This window comes from Niastella sp. sgz303648 (genome assembly GCF_059587045.1).
This window is the reverse complement of the sequence record NZ_JCAPSW010000003.1, coordinates 454134-471808: the sequence shown is the minus strand read 5'-3', so window position 1 is coordinate 471808 and position 17675 is coordinate 454134. Positions and strand designations below refer to the sequence as shown.

Sequence of the window (17675 nt, the reverse complement as noted above, 5' to 3'; positions counted from 1 at the left end):
GCAGGTATTTCATAATCATCAGTCCATTTAACAATCAAACAATATTAGTTTTTTGGCATCCCGACAGGTTAACTTAAATTCACTTAAAACTTGTCGTATGAAAAAAATCATGTATGCTCTATGCCTGTTCATTTCAGGCGTTGCCTTTGCGCAGGAAAAATATGTTCCTGTTGTTAAACAGGGTACATCACTTCATTATTCAGCGTTTGTAAATGGCCAGAATTTTCCCTGTACATTTTCATTTGATTCGGTAGCGGCGGATTATATAAAAATCGGCTGGCTGGTTGAAGGTTTTGGCAGCGGCGGCTGGATCATGAAAAAGAAATCGCTCGATAATGGTTCCCGCGGTTTTTGGAGCCAACCCAACCCTGGCATGCAGGAAGAATTGGGCGATGATCAAACTGCTCTGGTGTTTTCGCATGCACAATGGGATGCCTTGCAAAAGGATAAAAAATTAAATTTCGATCAGCAAACGTATACCCTGAAAATGCCGTCCGACCAACAGCAACTGAAGATAGCCGGCAAAATCGTTGACGCTTATTTTCTGGAAAATGCTTCAGCCACTACCCGTATTTGGATACTCAACAATGCCGTCTATCCTGTTTTGCTGAAAATTGAAGGAAATACACTGGGCGCCGATCTCACAATCAACTCAGTGGAATAATAATTGATACTAAACTATTAGTGCCTGCTATACAATGCAATGTTAAAAGCATGCGTTATAGGTGGCAGGCCTTTGTTTACGCTTTTATAGTAATTTTTTATGAGTCCACAGAAATACCTGCGTTACCTGATGTTGCCTTCCCTGTTCGGCACTACCCGAACCAAGGAAATTTTGCAGGTAAATCCTACCATCATTCCACAGCGCGAAGAAGCACAGGACGTAAAAATTTCGGTGTATGAATACAACCAGGCTACTATTCAGGAATATAAGGTAGATACCGTTTCGAAATGCCTTCATTGCCGGGATAACGAATACATCAGTTGGATCAACATCGATGGTTTGCGAAAACAGGATGTGGAAACCATTTGTAATTACTATAACATTCACCCGTTGATTATCGAGGATATTTTAAGTATCAATCAACGGCCCAAGATGGATGAAGTAGATAACATTTTGTTTTGCCTGCTGAATATGTTGTACTTCAACGATCAGAAGAAAACAGTAGAAACTGAACAAATCAGCATTATCCTTGGTCACAATTATGTGCTCTCTTTTCAGGAAGATGCGCACCGCGATGTTTTCAATCCCATCAGAACAAGGCTTAAGATCAACAACGCCAAAATACGTCAGCGCAATGCCGATTACCTGTGTTACTCATTGCTCGATATGATCGTTGACAATTATTTTATCGTAATGGAAAAACTGGGAGAGCAGATTGAACTGGTAGAAGAAGAAGTGATCCGCAACAGCAATACCCGCTCCCTGGCAAAGATCAACCAGTTGCGCAAAGAGCTGATTGTATTAAAGCGCAATTTTGCTCCCGTACGCGATCTGCTGGGCGGTATCATCCGAAGCGAAAGCGAACTGCTCGAAGACCGCACTACCAAATATTATAAAGATGTGTACGACCACATTGTACAGGCTTATGACCTTAGCGAAAACTATCGCGATATGATGATGAGTATGCAGGACCTGTACATCAATAATGTGAACCTGAGGATGAATGAAGTAATGAAGGTAATGGCTATAGTAACCTGCCTGCTGGCTCCGGCTACAGTAATAGGCGGCATTTTTGGAATGAACTTCGAAGTAATCCCCTACATTCATAACCGTTGGGGATTTTTTTTAGCGGTTGGCGCCATGCTGCTGATCCCTTTATGGATGCTGCGTGCTTTCAGAAAGAAAGGGTGGTTTTGATTGTTTGATGGCCTGATGGTTTGATGGTTGTAATTCCCGAACTTTATTAAGCGTGATAATACTTTGGCTTCAAAAAATTTAGAGGCCATAGCAATCAAACAATTTAACAATCAAACTATCAACAACATGCCCTCAAATCGCCGCAATTTTTTAAAACAATTGGGTGGACTGGCTGCCGGCTTCGGCGCTGTATCTACAGGTTTAGCTTTTAGTAATGCTGAAAAAAAAGAATCCTTTAACACCGGACCTAACGAATCATCATCCGTAGCTCCCGCTCCTTTATTTTTTACGATATCACTGGCGCAATGGTCGCTGCACAAAAAACTGTTTGCAAAGGAAATGGATAACCTCGATTTTCCAAGCGTTGCCAAAAATACCTACGGCATCAGTGTAGTTGAATATGTGAACCAGTTTTTTAAAGACAAGGCAAAGGATGAAAAATACCTTGCCGAATTATTGAAAAGATGCAACGACAACGGTGTTAAAAACCACCTGATCATGTGCGATGGTGAAGGCGAGCTGGGCGACATTGATGTCAAAAAAAGAATGCAGGCTGTAGAAAATCATTATAAATGGGTTGATGCCGCCAAATTCCTGGGATGCATTACTATTCGCGTAAATGCGCATGGACAAGGCAGCAGCGAAGAAGTGCAAAAAGCATCTATAGAAAGTTTACATAAACTGGGCGAGTATGCCGCCAAAGAAAATATTAATGTAATTGTAGAAAACCATGGCGGTTATACCTCCAACGGGCAATGGATGGCCGGGGTTATGAAAGGTGTAAATAAAAAGAATGTGGGGACCCTGCCCGACTTTGGAAATTTTTGTTTGAAACGCGAAGGCGGACAAATGTGGGGCACCAAATGTTTGGAAGAATATGATAAATACAAAGGTGTTGGCGAAATGATGCCCTATGCCAAAGGCGTAAGCGCAAAAACCAACGACTTTGATGAACAGGGTAATTGTATTGAAACTGATTATGTAAAAATGCTGAAAGTAGTAAAGAACGCGGGCTTCAAAGGTTATATGGGTATTGAATACGAAGGCGACAAACTGAGCGAAGACGAAGGCATCAGGAAAACAAAGGCCCTGCTTGAACGCGTAGGCGCCACGTTATAAAACTTTTTAGATTTTTTGATTGTGAGATTTCTGGATTTATAAATCTAAAAATCTCACAATCCCAAAATCAACAATTATTTGTTGCACGTTGCCCAAAATATAATGATTATCCCGATCAGCAGCAATGAGCCGAATAGGGTAAGTTTTTTTCTTACCTGAAATTTCCATAAATCTTTTTCATCCATAGTTCTGAGTGGTGCGCTGTTGAATCAACTATCCTTCTGCCACCAGTAAAAATTGGTTTCATTATACGATTCAAAACCTGATGCAGGATAAACATGGTTGCCGATATCGTTGGTCTTTTCGGTTTCGAGCAAAATGCCTGCAGCATTGGTTTCACGTGCCAGTTGTTTGCCGGCTTCGATCAGTTGTTTTGAAATGTGTTTACCGCGGTATTCAGGTAAAACATACAGATCATTCAACTGCCATATTTTTCGCAATCTTACTGAAGAAAATAAAGGGTATAACTGAACAAACCCTGCCAGCTCACCTTCATCATCTGCCACAAAAATTACCGACTCTTTTCGTTCTATTCTTTCCTGCAAAAAAGTGGCGACGGCTTCGGGGTCAGATCCTTGCTTAAAATAAATTCTGTACAAATCAAACAATCGTGATAACTGATTAATGTCTTTTTTGGATGCTTCTCGTACCAACATACGAATCAATTTAAATATTTTTCGATTTTGTGATTTTGTAATTCTGAGATTTAAAAAATACACATTCAGATCATAATAAAAGAAATCTCAAAATATCTAAATCCCAAAATCAGAAATTAAGTTAATAGCTGGTTTCGTCTAATTTTACTTTGCCTTTAAACGTCCAAAATACGAAAGAAGTGTATACCGCAACCAATGGTGTTCCAATCAAAGCAATGATTAATAAAATCTTCATAGTTTTTGCCGAAGAAGCTGCATTGTGAATGGTGATGCTGTTAGCAGGATTGCCCTTCGAGTACAACAAATAAGGGAATACTTCAAGTGCCACCATTATCAGCAATAATGCAATGGTAACAGACGAGCTGATAAATGCATAGCGGTATTTTCCAATCTTTAATTGACGGGGTATATTGGCGATAGACAATACCATCATTACGGGTATGATAAACGACGACGGATTTCTTCTGAAAAAATCGCTGAGATGAGGTACATATAATAAGGTATACAGCGTAGTGATCACAAAACTCAGCACAAAAAATATAATGAATTGCCGGGCCAGAATATACAGTTTGGTGTATAGTCTGTTTTCTGTTTTCATAGTAAGATAAATGGCACCATGCATCATAAAAAGGGCCAGTGTGGTTATGGCCACCATAATTGAAAAGAAATTGAAGAACGATAACCAGTTTCCGTTAAACTCTCTCCGTTCGTTCAAAGAAATACCATAGGCCACATTGCCCAGCATTAATCCCAGCGACAAAGCAATAACTATCGAGGCCACACAATACACCACATCCCAGGTTTTGCGCCATAGGGCGCCCGGCTCCTTACTTCGAAACTCAATGGCTACACCTCTGAAAATAAGTCCAACCAAAAAAATCATGAACGGAATATAAAAAGCCGAAAAGATGGCAGCATAGGCTACAGGAAATCCGGCAAACAAAGCACCACCGCCAATAACCAGCCAAACCTCGTTTCCATCCCATACCGGTCCGATGGCATTTAAGGCAATGCGGCGGCTTAATTCTTTGTTCAGTAACAGGTGCAGCGCGCCGGCGCCTAAATCAAATCCGTCGAGTATAGCATACCCGCTGATCACGGCGCCGAATACCAAAAACCACCAAACGTTGTAGTCGATTCCTAAAAAAGTTTCCATCTTTTTTATATTTTGAGATTTTGGGATTCGGGGATTTTTAGATTTTTGGATTTTGAAAAATCATGTGAGGATTGAATCGAATGAAATCGCAAAATCAATAAATCTCAAAATCAGAAATCTGCTTTTAATGGGTTAATATCGGGTTATCGCGCTTGCTTCCTTCTTCAATATCTTCTTTCGTTCCGTAATCAACCGGACCGTGAATAATTTTCTTATTCAGCAAATACAAAAACAAAACAAACAACAGCAGGTACACCACCATAAACATGATCAGGGAAAATACAACCTGGTTAGCAGTAACTGTTTTCGACAACGCATCGGATGTTTTCAGCAATCCATATACTACCCAGGGTTGCCGGCCCATTTCGGCGGCAAACCATCCTGCCTGATTAGCTATTTGCGGCAGCAAAACCGACCAAACAAAAATCCATAGCAGCCATCGTTTATTGAACAGTTTATTTTTATAACTAAGCCAGCTGGCATACACGGTTAAGCCAATCAAAAACATACCCACTGCCACCATTATGTGATAAAACTGAAAAATGCTGTTCACCTGTTGCGGCCTTTCATCTGGTTTAAAAGCATTCAATCCTTTCACCGGTTTATTAAAATCGCCCTGTGTTAAAAACGACAACCCACCCGGAATTTTTATACCGGTAACCTTTTGTGTTTTGTTATTAACATAGCCCAGCAAAAACATATCGGCCGGCGCCATGGAATCATAATGTCCTTCAAGGGCCGCCAGTTTTGCAGGCTGGTGTTCGTATACCACATCGGCGCTTTGGTGACCGGCTACTAACTGCAGCAATGAAAAAACGGTGGCTGCAATTAGTGCTATTTTAAAAGAACGTTTTGCAATATCGAGGTGTTTGTTTTTTAAAATATACCAGGCGTTCACGCTCAATACCAGAAAAATACCTGCTAAAAAAGCGGCGATCCAAACATGTATCAAGCGTTCAACGCTCGAAGGGTTAAATACCATGGCCCAGAAATCGATGATCTCGGCACGTGCATTCATACCATCGCCCACAATATGAAAGCCGGCAGGCGTTTGCTGCCACGAGTTGGCCACTACGATCCATATAGCCGAGAACATGGAACCAAAGAATACCATTATGGCAGAAAAAAAATGCACACGCGGACTAACCCTGTTCCACCCAAAAAGTAAAATGCCCAAAAAGCCCGATTCCAATGCAAAAGCAAAAATGCCTTCTGCGGCCAGGGCGCTTCCGAATATATCACCAACATATTTTGAGTAAGTGGCCCAGTTGGTGCCAAACTCAAATTCCATAATAATACCGGTGGCTACGCCAATACCAAAAATCAGGGCAAATATTTTGATCCAGAAGCGGGTGATCTGTTCATACATTTTATTGCCGGTTTTCAGGTATAATCCTTCAAAAATTACCAGCAATAAACCGAGGCCTATGCTCAGGGGAGGATAGATGTAATGAAAGGCGATGGTAAAGGCAAATTGTATGCGCGCTAATATTTCTACGTCCATAGTGAACGATTTTGTTGCCAAATAAAAAAGCCGATGCTGCGGCATCGGCTTTCGTTAGTTATTTTCTTTTAAAAATAGGAACAGTACTGCAAGGTTCGCCATACATAAGGCTTTTAACTACCGGCATTAGCTTTTTTGTAATGGCCAGGTAGGCAAACTCTCCTATCGGAATATCTCCGCAGCCTTTTACCACTACCCGCTTTTCGATATATTCCCCGGCATTGATTGCTTCGATCCGTTGTAAGAACAGTTGTTGTTTTACTATATCCTCATCTCCATAAACAACATCCTTTGCAACAGGTTGCAGATAAGAAGTTACCAGCATATATGCCCACATGGGAATAATGGCATCGGCTGTACAGGTAACTGCTACTATTTTATTTTGATAAACAGACCAGTCGTTATTTTGTAAATCCGCCCGGAATTCTTTTTCCTTCAATATCAATTCCATAAACAAATGCGGCTTCAGGTCAAATACCGCCATTTCTTCAGCGGCAGGATAATAAGTTTCCAGGTCAATGGTGACCAGCTGACTTTGGGCTACCTTATTTACAATTTCATCACTCATTTTATTCTATTTCACTCAAGCAAAGGTAGGCATTAGCAGGGAGTTGACCAGTTGAAAAGTTGACGGTAAGTTGACAAGGTTTAAAAGTTAAAAGGTTGACAGGGGTTTAATCCTTGTCAACCTTTCAACTTATTAACTTATAAACTGTTTAACTTATTAACTAACAGCTTAACTAAAAAAACTTAATCCTATAATCTTTAATATTCGCAGCTTTTTTCATGATCTCGAAGGTTCTGTAACCAACCATTGCGCCCATTTGCTGCTGCATAGCCTGCTGTTGTTGTTTGGCATCGAAGTTAGAATTGGGTAATGCAGTAATGTTATCTACTTTAATAACAAATACACCCATTTCTCCTTTTATCGGAGCAGAAACTTTTGTCTGATAGTCTTTATTGAAAGAAGCTCCCAATACTTTCAGTTCATTACCAACATTTGGAATAAAGGTGCTACCGAAGGTAACACTGTCGGCCTTTAATACCTGCTGACCGGTAGCCTGTGCCACTGCTTCGAGTGTAGAAGCGCTGCCGATTTTTTTGGTGATCTGCTCAGCTTTTTTCAGGTTGCGAACTTTATACTCAACAAGCGGGCGGGCTTTTTCAACCGACATAGTTCCTTTTTCAAATGCCTGTGTTACTACAGGTACAACATATTTTTCGCCCACCAAAAATGCATGCTCGGCAACTTCACCTTTTTTAGCATCGTTAAATGCCCAGCGAACCAGCTCACGAGCATCGCCTAATCCCATGATCATATAATCAGATTCTTTTATCTCGGTTGGGAATTTATTCAACTTCTTTTTGGTAGCGTTATCATTGAAGGCAGTCAGTGAACGGTTTTCGGCTGCAAACTGTTGAGCCAAACCATTGGCTGAATTGATTGTTTCGTCGCTGGGAACTACCGGGCGCGATATGTATGCAATTTTATAAGCCGGTTCAATTTTCTTCTGGCTCAGTACTTCTATATAATGGTATCCGGTGTAAGAAGCGTTTTCAACTTTCACCACTTTTTTATCGCCGGGGTTACCATAAAATATTACTTCGGCAAATTCCTTGCTCAGGTTCGAAAACTGCATTGAAGTAAATTCATACTCTCCTTTTTTATCCTTGCTGCCCGGATCATCGCTGAATTTCACTACCATGCTGTCGAAGTTGGCGCCACCTTTAATGGCAGTTTCTATACTATCGATCAGTTTTTTGGCAGCGCTGTCGGTTCTTGTTTGACCCTGCTGATCGGCTACCTTAATTAATATATGCCGGCATTTAACGCTATCCGGCATATTGCGACGGCCAACCATTTTTGCCAGCACATAATTACCCCCATCGAGGTAAGGACCAAACACTGAACCGTCGGCCAGTTTGCGTAATGTATCGGCATTCGACATTTGCATTTTCGAGCTCAATACATATCCGTCAAAAAATGGAGTTTCGGAAGAATTGTTGGCGATTACATTTTGAATTTCTATAGCGGTGTTAGCCTTGGCGAGGGCATCTTTTGCCTGGGCAACCTGGTTATACACATTTGCGCTGTCGCTTTTGCTGGCAGAAGCATCGAACGATACATAAACAAGGCTGCGCTCATTTTCCTGTTTGTACTGTTCTTTATGTGCATCAACATATTGTTTCACATCTTCATCAGTTATTTTAACTGCCGAATCAGAAACAGTTGAATAAGGAACATTTACATATGAGATAGAAGAACGCTGGCTGTTTTCAGCATTATTTTTTTCAATCAGCCATTTGGGAACATACACGGTTTTCCCCATGAGGGCTGTGAATTTTTCACGTTGCCGGTTTTTCATCAAAGAAAGCTGAAACTCAACAAAACTATTATATTGAGGCGTGTTTTTCTTCAACGATCTTACTGCCTGATAAGCTGCGCGGCCATTATACACCCCGGTTGAATCGGTAAACTGCTGTTTCAGCATCTGGGGCGGGTTGGCACCATATAACATATCACCCAGTTCGTTTTCACTTGTTACGATACCTAATTTATCGTACTCATCGCCCATCAGCGCTTCTTCAACATATTCATTCCACAGGCTTTCACGAATCTGATTGCGCATCTGGTCGTTAATAGGATAATTCTGGGCACGGTAGTTATCTTCGGCCATTTTATATCGTTGTTCAAATTCACGAACATCGATCTTTGTGCCGTTAACTTTTCCGAGTACGGTAGAGCTTCCGCTGAATAGTCCTCTACCTCCTCCCTGTAAGGCATCCTGAACGATAAAGGCGATAAGGGCTAATGCAATCGCACCAATGATTATCCACGCTGCTTTGTCGCGGATTCTTTGAATAACTGACATATTATAAGTATATACTTTTCTTTAAAGGGATGGCAAAAATAGGTTAAAAAAGATTATGAACAAATTGTGGAAAACGGTGTAAAACCAGCATCAATTAAAGGTTTTATCAATCCACAACCATGTGAACAAACGCAATTTTTTTAATATTTACCGGGGCCGTGAAACAGTACCGTGAAAACAATGCTAACACCGGTTCTGTATAACCCCGAAATTATGTGGGTAACCCCGGTTTTTACACATCAGTTTTGGTGGATAGATGGAACATAAGTTTGGTGCAGGGGTTTTATTTACCGGGTGATGTATAAAAACCCTTAGTTATTCAAACTCCGTTAACATAGAGTTTATATTCCCTTAACAAACATTTTATCCCGGCCCTTTTTATTCCACCGAAGTGGATAAACGTCCAAAACCAGCGCCACAACATAATTGTTAGATGTTGAAAGAAAGTGGAAAAGCGTGGATAACCAGGTTGTTGTAACTTTACCAAATTTCCAGGACTGTATTTTATCCACGAATCCACAGCCGTAATAATAGTAGTTTATTTATAAAATAATAGAATTAATATAAATACTATGGAAGATATCCACCTCGCCGCGGCGAAGGAAAATGTGAAACTGGCCGGGTTCCTCGACATCGACGTTGACCCCACGCTCGACCTGTTTCACGAAATTGAAAGATTGAAAAAAGAAAAAAATGCGATTTTGCTCGCGCACTATTACCAGGAGCCCGATATTCAGGATGTGGCCGATTACATCGGGGATAGCCTGGGGCTGGCGCAGCAGGCCGAAAAAACAAAGGCCGATATCATCGTTTTCGCCGGCGTGCATTTCATGGCCGAAACTGCCAAAATTCTGAACCCGAACAAAAAAGTGCTGCTGCCCGATCTGAAAGCCGGCTGCTCGCTGGCCGATAGTGCGCCGGCCAATCTGTTTAAAAAATTCAAAGAAAAGCATCCGGGTCATATCGTAATTTCCTACATCAACTGCACTGCTGAAATAAAAGCACTGAGCGATATCATCTGCACATCGAGCAATGCCGAAAAGATTGTGCAAAGTGTACCTCCCGATCAGCCGATCATTTTTGCACCTGATCGAAACCTTGGTGCCTATCTGGTGAAGAAAACCGGTCGGGATATGGTGCTATGGAACGGAGCCTGTATGGTTCATGAAATATTCAGTCTTGAAAAAATCACGAAGCTGAAAGTGCGGCACCCCAAAGCAAAATTCATTGCACATCCTGAATGCGAAGAGCCGGTTCTGAAAATGGCTGATTATATCGGATCCACCACAGGCCTGCTGAATTACACGCAAAAGGACGATGCCATGGAGTACATCGTGGCCACTGAAACAGGAATTTTGCACCAGATGCAAAAGGCCTCGCCGCATAAAACTTTTATTCCTGCTCCGCCCAATAACAGCTGCGCCTGCAATGATTGTCCACACATGAAACTGAATACGCTCGAAAAGCTGTATCTGTGCATGGAATACGAAACACCGGAAATCACAATGGATGAAGAATTGCGAAAGGCAGGCAAAAAGCCAATTGACCGAATGCTGGAGATCAGTGCGAAGTTTGGATTATGATAAAAAGTTTAAATTCAATGGGTTGGTGACCATTGGAAGTTAGCGGTTGGCGTTGAAAACTGCCAATTTGAAACTGGGAACCTGAAATTCAATGTGAATGAATTTAGGGATGAATGTCAATTAACAAGGCAAAACTGTGGATAACCTGGTGATAAACCCCTACTTCGTAACAAAGGCTGTTAGTGAAGCTGTTTTAGTGAACAGGTGGATTTTTGAATCTTTAACGAAAACTATATTTGCCCCATGGCGGAAGATTTGAGTATAGCACAGGGAACGAAAGAAGAACAGTATCAGGCAATTATTCCTCAAATTCAAGGATTGGTCGATGGGGAACCGGATCTTATCGCCAATCTGGCTAACATAGTCGCAGCGCTTAAAGAACAGTTCGGCTGGTTGTGGGTAGGTTTTTACCTGGTCAAAGAAAACCAGCTGGTACTGGCACCGTTTCAGGGACCGGTTGCCTGTACACGCATCAAAAAAGGAAAAGGGGTTTGTGGAACCAGTTGGGAAAAGGCCGAAACCATAGTGGTTCCCGATGTTGAACAATTCCCGGGACATATTGCCTGCAGCAGTAAGTCGCGGTCTGAAATTGTTGTACCCATCATCCGCAATAAAAATGTGTTGGCTGTTCTTGATGTGGATAGTGAAAGCCTGTCGGAGTTTGATGAAACAGATAAAAAATATCTTGAGGAAATAGTTAATCTGATTGTATTCGAATAAACCATTTCTATTTGCCTGTCGTATGAAAAGGAGAAATTTTATTCAGGGAGCTGCAATCGCTACATCGGCCCTGGCCGCAGGTCAGCTGGCGAATGGAGCTACCGGTAAAGTCGCTCAAAAAGAATTGTATGAGTTTCGTGAATATGAAATTCATTTTGGAAGCAGTCAAAATCCCCTGCATGAGTATCTGGAAAAATCCCTGATTCCGGCACTCAATAAATATGGGGTTAAATCGGTTGGCGTTTTCAAAGAATCAGGAAAGTCGGAGCCTGCAAAAATTTACTTACTGATCGTCTATCCATCTTTTGAAGATTATATCCCTGTAAATTCAAAAGTGAAGGCCGACGAAGAGTTTAAAAAAAGCGGCGCTGCCTGGCAAGCCATTCCGGCCGACAAGCCGGTTTACAATCGGGTGAATACTTCTTTATTAATTGCGTTCGACGGAATGCCCGCATTAAAAGTTCCTGCCAAAGAACAACGGATCTTTGAATTGAGAACTTATGAAGGGTTCAGTGAAGATGCAGTACGCCGAAAGATTAAAATGTTTAATGAAGAGGAGTTCACCATTTTTAACCGCACCAAACTTAATCCTGTATTTTTTGGTGAAGCTATAGCAGGACCCAATCTGCCTTGTCTAACGTATATGGTTACCTTTAAAGACATGGAAGAGAGGGAAAAAAACTGGGCTGCATTTGGTGCAGATGCAGACTGGAAGCGGGTTTCGGCTGAACCGCAATATGCTAACACGGTTTCGAATATACGAAGGGTATTTTTGGAACCACTCCCCTATTCGCAGGTATAGTGCACTTAAATTATTGGTTTTCAGTTTATTGTGGATGATAGAACAATAAAAAGAAAACTTCACTTTACATTAGCATTCCCTTTTTGCATACTTATGCGAAAAGCAGTAAATTGATTTATCAATTTATACTTATGGCTCTGCTTGAGTTTCTTTGGTTTCTTTTAGGTCTTATAGACGTGTTGTTCAAATTAAAAGTATTAAAAAGAAATGCAAAACCAGCTACGAACCCAAGTATAGCCGAGATCATAGCTGGCTGGAAACAAAAAAGGAGTTCAACTAACCTCGCGAGGTAAACCATTATCTTCCCATATATACCATAAGAATCTGTACATCACTTGGATTCACTCCACTGATCCTGCTTGCCTGACCCAATGTTCGCGGTTTTATTTTTTTGAACTTTTGCATGGCTTCATTCGACAGTGAAACAATTCTATCGTAATCGAAATTTTCGGGTATCATCAGATCTTCTAACTGATTCATTCGTTTTACCAGCTCTTTCTCCTTTTCGATGTATACGTTGTACTTGATCTGAATATCGGCCTGCTCAATTACTTCTGAAGAAAAACCATTTAATACTTCTTTAATTTTTGGCAGCCCGTTGATCATAGCTTCCAGACTGATGTTTGGTCTTAATAATACCTGAACAGCTTTTTGTTTTTGAGGTAATGGGGCAGAATTATTTTCAGCCAGAAATGCATCAGCTTCTGAAGGCTCTAGCGATATTTCTTTCAGAATGTTTTTAATTTTTTCAACGCCGTCTCTTTTCTCAATCACTTTATCCATTCGTTCCTGCGATGCAAGACCGAGGCGATAACTTAATTCGGTTAATCGCAGGTCGGCATTATCCTGACGAAGAATTGTTCTGAATTCAGCGCGACTGGTAAACATGCGGTAGGGTTCTTCGGTTCCTTTGCTGATCAGATCGTCGATCAAAACACCGATGTAAGCATCACTTCTTTTTAAAATAACCGGTTCCAGTTCTTTTGCTTTTTGATGGGCATTGATGCCGGCCATTAATCCCTGGCAGGCTGCTTCTTCGTAACCGGTAGTTCCATTAATTTGACCGGCAAAGAACAGATTATCGATCAGTCGGGTTTCGAGTGAATGTTTTAACTGAGTTGGCGGAAAATAGTCGTACTCGATAGCATAACCCGGACGGAACACCCGAACGTTTTCAAAACCCGCTACTTGTTTGAGCGCAGCAAATTGAACTTCTTCAGGCAAAGAAGTAGAGAAACCATTTACATAAATCTCGACAGTATTCCAGCCTTCGGGTTCAATGAAAAGCTGATGTCTTTCTCTTTCCGCAAAGCGATTGATTTTATCTTCTATGCTTGGGCAGTAACGAGGACCGATACCTTCAATTCGGCCGGCAAACATGGGACTTCTGTCGAACCCGGTTTTTAAAATATCGTGCACTTTCTGACTGGTGTAAGTAATCCAGCAGCTACGTTGTTCGGCAGGTTTTTTAGTTTCGGAGAAAGAAAAGCCTACCATTTCGTCATCGCCTTTCTGCTCTTCCATTTTGGTGTAGTCTAAACTACGTCCATCAATACGGGGAGGAGTACCTGTTTTCAGGCGGTCGCTTTCAAACCCCAGTTCCACGAGTTGTTCAGTAATACCTGTAGCCGCTTTTTCTGCTACCCTACCACCACCGAATTGCTTTTCACCAATATGAATGATACCATTTAAAAAGGTACCGCTGGTTATAACCACTGCTTTGGAATGAATTTCATGTCCTAACCCGGTAACTACGCCGCAGGCCCGGTTATCTTTTATGATCAGTGACCTTACCATATCCTGGTAAAAATCAACATTAGGAGTTTTCTCCAGCATTTCTCTCCAGGTAGCTGCGAACAACATTCTGTCGTTTTGCGCGCGGGGGCTCCACATAGCCGGACCTTTTGAACGGTTCAGCATACGAAACTGGATCATACTTATATCGGTAACAATACCAGAATAACCACCCATGGCATCAATTTCACGAACAATCTGGCCTTTGGCGATTCCACCCATGGCCGGGTTACAGCTCATTTGAGCAATGGTTTGCATATTCATGGTCACCAATAAAACTTTAGAACCCAGGTTAGCTGCTGCCGCGGCGGCTTCACAACCTGCATGACCCGCCCCTACTACTATGATATCGTATTGTGGAAACATAAGATGCAAAATTACACTAAGGGTTTCAAAGAGGAGAAGAGAAATAAATAGGCTGGGAGGTTGAAGAGGGAATGCGAAAAGGAGATTAGTGGGTAATATTGAAACAATCTATAAATTTCCCTTTCCTTTTATTTACAGGAAAGTCTCCCACTCTCTAATAGAATAAAGTCTTTTCTGTAAAAATCTCAGTCAGAATAACAAGCTTGCTCCCTTCTACTTTTGATTACCCATTACTTCTATCCTATACAAAGTCTGCTTTGAATTAACGATTCAAAGCCAATATATCCGCAGGATGCTTTACCGGATACTTTCTGTAAAACGGCAAAGGAAGGTGATTGAACTGAAAAAGAAAGTCAACATGCCGGTTTAAGAAAGCCACCATTTGCTTTTCGTTCAGAAAATCGATCCGCTGATCGCCTATTCCTATTGCCGAAATAGGATCTGCTGAGGTTGGCTCCCTTTACATTGCTCGAAAATGCAGGAGAGTTAGCTCCATTTTTCAGGCAGGCTTTACGCCGGGCGCATTTGAGCTGGTTGAAAGTGCGCTTAAGTTTGGTGAAATTGATGCGCTGAAAATTGCACAGCCCTGGCTTGAGTATTTCTTTATCAGGGAAGAGGGGGTATTATTAAGGCAAAGGGATGCGTAAGGTTAAGGATCGGACCCGGATTTTTTAGGGAGTGGTAAGACAAAATGAATTTTGGGAGATTCGTAATGACTGTAGAATGAGATTATAAAGAATAATCTAGCCAGTGAAATATTAGGAAAAGGGTCGATGAATATGAAAAGGGATAATCTAAGGTTGTGTTCTATTTCAGAACGAGGAACACCAGTTAGAGTAAAGAAGAACAAGGGTATGGTGTCATTAAAACTCTCACCAGGAATCTTCCTCAGGAGTATTCTTACCCCTCCTCTTTATGTTACAATCCTTTTTCAAATAACTCCTCCCTGAAGCTCTTCCTTCATCTCCCTTATCAAGCTTCCCGGGAAAAAATAATCCTTGTGATAACTTTTGATTGCATTGGCCTTTTGAGATGGGGAAGAATAGGGCTATTTGCATACATAATAGCCAAAAAGCTTAGACTCATTTGAGAAGTCAAAAATCAGAAAGGAAAGGTGTTAAAGGAAGGGATTGAATTAGCGTATCATTAAATAGAAAGGAGGCATAGGAAGAAGGACTGGGAGAATGTGTAGGCCTGGCAATATACACTCCGGTTTTGTAATAGGGTTAAACCAGAAGTTTCCATTAAGCCAGGAGGGATACGAGGAATGCGGGGAGAACATGTAGATCTGTAATAAATCTCCCCTCTGGAAATGAGTTGTGCCAGTGTCTCCATTACATTAGAAGGAGGAATAGAAACAAATTTGCGCAAGACTTAGAGCTATTAATCTTTCTTTAGGAATAGAGTTAAGTCAGAAGGGGTGAGAATAAGAAAAAAGAGGGAGAACATGTAAATCTATAATACATCTACCATCTGGAAATGGGTTGTGCCAGAGCCTCTATTACATTAGAAGGAGGAGTTTGAAGAAGAATTGGGGCAACATATATGTCTGTTAAATACATTCCCCTTAGGTAATAGAGTTGAACCACGAGTCTCCATTAAATGAGTAAAGATGAAGGAGGGAGATGAGCTAAAGACAGGGTCTGTAAATACACTCCTTTTTTGGATAGAGATGATCAGCGTACATCAAATAAGAAAGAGAAATAGGGAAAAGAGCTGAGGGAAGCGCGTGGGTTTAAAGGCTGAGCCTGGATAAAAATGCTTAGGACTTTTGGTTCCTCCGGGATGAAAGAGTAAGTGGATATATCAGGGATCAAAATTCATTAAATATACTTCCCTACCCTTGTTTCATGCCCGGATGTTCCACGTGGAACTCATGATTATGTTTCTCAAAGAGTTCCACGTGGAACATACTATTTAACTCTTGATAAAAAATACTGTAGATATTTATCCTCAGCCTTTCGCATGGCCGCCTCTTCTTTTTCAGACTTGTCTTTATAACCACAAAGGTGAAGGGCTCCATGGAAGATCACCCTGAGTAGCTCCTGCTTAAAAGGAACCTTATAGCTTTGGGCATTGTCTTTAACCCGGTCGATGCTTATGTAAATTTCCCCCGTTACCGGTCCTGAGTTTTCAGAAAGGTCGAAGGTGATAATATCGGTGTAATAATCATGTTGCAGGTACTGCTTGTTGATCTGTAAAAGGTATTCATCTGAACAGAAGATGTATTGCAGTTGTTCCAATGAAGACTTTTCCTTTTTAAACAGATCCCGGATCACCTCTTTTACAAGGGTTCTTTGGGTAAAGGAAACAGGCTCAAGAAAATGGAATTGAACGAGGGGAGATGGTTTTCTTTGCATTTTTCGAAATTCGTAACAGTCATTAAATAATACAAAGCTACATTTGTTGACTATTGCATTATGAAACGATTATCAGAAATAGAAGCAGGAACAGTTGCCCGGATACTTTCTTTTGAGAATAATGACCTCTTTTTAAAACTTATGGAAATGGGCTGTGTGCCGGGCGAGTTAGTAAAGGTTGAACAGATTGCTCCCCTGGGCGATCCCATATCAATTACGGTGGCAGGCTATAACCTTAGTTTGCGACTCAATGAGGCAGATAACATCTTTGTTGAAGAACTGGAACTGGTATAATCAGTTCCGGTTTTTTTAGTGAACCCTCCTATTTTTCTCCCCGATAAACAGCATATCAGGATTATCCAAACAAGCCAATTCTTTCTCCTGCCGGAACATTCTCCGGGGTTTTAAATGATCCTCAGTCCTTATAATTTTCCAGCCCACTTCTAAATGGCATCAGGGAGACTAACTTTTTGATTCAGCTTTTCTCAATTTTGTGATGAACTATTTTGCCAAAGGGTGAAATGTAATGCCCCTTTTAGGGCAGGGTAAATTTATGCTTCATCGTACTTCTTTGATTCAGCTTTTGCCAGGAGCTGAAATGAAAGCCGATTCAATCGATCCACTTTGTTGGTTTAACTTTTTCTAAATTCTGTGATGAGTTGGTTGGTCAGAAGAGGTCAAAGCAAATGATCCCTCAGGATAAAAATCCAGGGTTGAAGTGCTTCGTTCGACTCTCCTGTTTAAATGGTAATAGTGTTTGTTGGACCCTCCTCGTTGATTCAACTTTTTCTCAATTCTGTGATGAGCTTTTACCAAGGGAGATCAAAGCAAATGACTCTTCAGGACTAAACCCTAAGTTTGAATTTCTTCGTAACTCTCCT

At 41.2% G+C, this 17675-nt stretch carries 14 protein-coding genes; 7 read left to right on the top strand and 7 right to left on the bottom strand.

Annotation, left to right across the window (positions count from 1 at the left end; genetic code table 11):
• The first annotated feature begins 97 nt into the window (after window positions 1–97).
• The 3 genes from AC59IL_RS10835 (at window position 98) to AC59IL_RS10825 (ending at window position 2980) form a co-directional block, all read left to right on the top strand.
• Window positions 98–664: a hypothetical protein gene (locus AC59IL_RS10835; RefSeq protein ID WP_496552140.1), complete on the top strand. Its 567-nt coding sequence runs from the start codon at window positions 98–100 to the stop codon at window positions 662–664.
• 99 nt (window positions 665–763) lie between these two features.
• Window positions 764–1861: a magnesium/cobalt transporter CorA gene (gene corA, locus AC59IL_RS10830; RefSeq protein ID WP_496552139.1), complete on the top strand. Its 1098-nt coding sequence runs from the start codon at window positions 764–766 to the stop codon at window positions 1859–1861.
• 126 nt (window positions 1862–1987) lie between these two features.
• Window positions 1988–2980, top strand: a complete 993-nt coding sequence (locus tag AC59IL_RS10825; protein WP_496552138.1) for a sugar phosphate isomerase/epimerase family protein — start codon at window positions 1988–1990, stop codon at window positions 2978–2980.
• A 209-nt stretch (window positions 2981–3189) separates the two neighbouring features.
• On the opposite strand, the gene AC59IL_RS10820 is transcribed toward AC59IL_RS10825, so the two are convergent.
• The 5 genes from AC59IL_RS10820 to AC59IL_RS10800 form a co-directional block, all read right to left on the bottom strand.
• Window positions 3190–3636, bottom strand: a complete 447-nt coding sequence (locus AC59IL_RS10820) for a GNAT family N-acetyltransferase (RefSeq protein WP_496552137.1) — start codon at window positions 3634–3636, stop codon at window positions 3190–3192.
• 121 nt (window positions 3637–3757) lie between these two features.
• Complete coding sequence (cydB, locus tag AC59IL_RS10815) at window positions 3758–4792, bottom strand: cytochrome d ubiquinol oxidase subunit II (RefSeq protein WP_496552136.1); 1035 nt, start codon at window positions 4790–4792, stop codon at window positions 3758–3760.
• A gap of 124 nt (window positions 4793–4916) precedes the next feature.
• A complete protein-coding gene (locus AC59IL_RS10810) occupies window positions 4917–6296 on the bottom strand; it encodes a cytochrome ubiquinol oxidase subunit I (RefSeq protein ID WP_496552135.1) in 1380 nt (459 codons plus the stop codon).
• A 58-nt stretch (window positions 6297–6354) separates the two neighbouring features.
• Complete coding sequence (locus tag AC59IL_RS10805) at window positions 6355–6864, bottom strand: DUF2480 family protein (protein ID WP_496552134.1); 510 nt, start codon at window positions 6862–6864, stop codon at window positions 6355–6357.
• A gap of 172 nt (window positions 6865–7036) precedes the next feature.
• Entirely contained in the window at window positions 7037–9169 is a 2133-nt protein-coding gene (locus tag AC59IL_RS10800) for a peptidylprolyl isomerase (protein WP_496552133.1), read from the bottom strand.
• Window positions 9170–9741: 572 nt separating this feature from the next.
• Here AC59IL_RS10800 and nadA point away from each other — a divergent pair.
• From nadA to AC59IL_RS10785, 3 genes are all read left to right on the top strand, one after another.
• Complete coding sequence (gene nadA / locus AC59IL_RS10795) at window positions 9742–10752, top strand: quinolinate synthase NadA (protein ID WP_496552132.1); 1011 nt, start codon at window positions 9742–9744, stop codon at window positions 10750–10752.
• 243 nt (window positions 10753–10995) lie between these two features.
• Window positions 10996–11472 (top strand): GAF domain-containing protein, encoded by a 477-nt coding sequence (locus AC59IL_RS10790; protein WP_496552131.1) that lies wholly within the window; start codon window positions 10996–10998, stop codon window positions 11470–11472.
• Between the two features lie 22 nt (window positions 11473–11494).
• Window positions 11495–12274: an NIPSNAP family protein gene (locus AC59IL_RS10785; protein WP_496552130.1), complete on the top strand. Its 780-nt coding sequence runs from the start codon at window positions 11495–11497 to the stop codon at window positions 12272–12274.
• 297 nt (window positions 12275–12571) lie between these two features.
• On the opposite strand, the gene mnmG is transcribed toward AC59IL_RS10785, so the two are convergent.
• Together mnmG and ybeY are read right to left on the bottom strand one after the other, a co-directional pair.
• The gene (gene mnmG / locus AC59IL_RS10780; protein WP_496552129.1) at window positions 12572–14434 is read right to left on the bottom strand and encodes a tRNA uridine-5-carboxymethylaminomethyl(34) synthesis enzyme MnmG; all 1863 of its coding nucleotides are present in this window, start codon (window positions 14432–14434) and stop codon (window positions 12572–12574) included.
• A 1913-nt stretch (window positions 14435–16347) separates the two neighbouring features.
• Entirely contained in the window at window positions 16348–16794 is a 447-nt protein-coding gene (ybeY, locus tag AC59IL_RS10775) for an rRNA maturation RNase YbeY (protein WP_496552128.1), read from the bottom strand.
• Between the two features lie 60 nt (window positions 16795–16854).
• On the opposite strand from ybeY, the gene AC59IL_RS10770 reads away from it, so the two are divergent.
• Window positions 16855–17088: a FeoA family protein gene (locus AC59IL_RS10770; protein WP_496552127.1), complete on the top strand. Its 234-nt coding sequence runs from the start codon at window positions 16855–16857 to the stop codon at window positions 17086–17088.
• Window positions 17089–17675 lie beyond the last annotated feature (587 nt).

What these genes read in the sequence shown, in the direction of transcription:
- AC59IL_RS10835 (WP_496552140.1), top strand. Translation starts at nt 98, where the DNA reads ATGAAAAAAATCATGTATGCTCTATGCCTGTTCATTTCAGGCGTTGCC.
- corA (WP_496552139.1), top strand. Translation starts at nt 764, where the DNA reads ATGAGTCCACAGAAATACCTGCGTTACCTGATGTTGCCTTCCCTGTTC.
- AC59IL_RS10825 (WP_496552138.1), top strand. Translation starts at nt 1,988, where the DNA reads ATGCCCTCAAATCGCCGCAATTTTTTAAAACAATTGGGTGGACTGGCT.
- AC59IL_RS10820 (WP_496552137.1), bottom strand. Translation starts at nt 3,636, where the DNA reads ATGTTGGTACGAGAAGCATCCAAAAAAGACATTAATCAGTTATCACGA.
- cydB (WP_496552136.1), bottom strand. Translation starts at nt 4,792, where the DNA reads ATGGAAACTTTTTTAGGAATCGACTACAACGTTTGGTGGTTTTTGGTA.
- AC59IL_RS10810 (WP_496552135.1), bottom strand. Translation starts at nt 6,296, where the DNA reads ATGGACGTAGAAATATTAGCGCGCATACAATTTGCCTTTACCATCGCC.
- AC59IL_RS10805 (WP_496552134.1), bottom strand. Translation starts at nt 6,864, where the DNA reads ATGAGTGATGAAATTGTAAATAAGGTAGCCCAAAGTCAGCTGGTCACC.
- AC59IL_RS10800 (WP_496552133.1), bottom strand. Translation starts at nt 9,169, where the DNA reads ATGTCAGTTATTCAAAGAATCCGCGACAAAGCAGCGTGGATAATCATT.
- nadA (WP_496552132.1), top strand. Translation starts at nt 9,742, where the DNA reads ATGGAAGATATCCACCTCGCCGCGGCGAAGGAAAATGTGAAACTGGCC.
- AC59IL_RS10790 (WP_496552131.1), top strand. Translation starts at nt 10,996, where the DNA reads ATGGCGGAAGATTTGAGTATAGCACAGGGAACGAAAGAAGAACAGTAT.
- AC59IL_RS10785 (WP_496552130.1), top strand. Translation starts at nt 11,495, where the DNA reads ATGAAAAGGAGAAATTTTATTCAGGGAGCTGCAATCGCTACATCGGCC.
- mnmG (WP_496552129.1), bottom strand. Translation starts at nt 14,434, where the DNA reads ATGTTTCCACAATACGATATCATAGTAGTAGGGGCGGGTCATGCAGGT.
- ybeY (WP_496552128.1), bottom strand. Translation starts at nt 16,794, where the DNA reads ATGCAAAGAAAACCATCTCCCCTCGTTCAATTCCATTTTCTTGAGCCT.
- AC59IL_RS10770 (WP_496552127.1), top strand. Translation starts at nt 16,855, where the DNA reads ATGAAACGATTATCAGAAATAGAAGCAGGAACAGTTGCCCGGATACTT.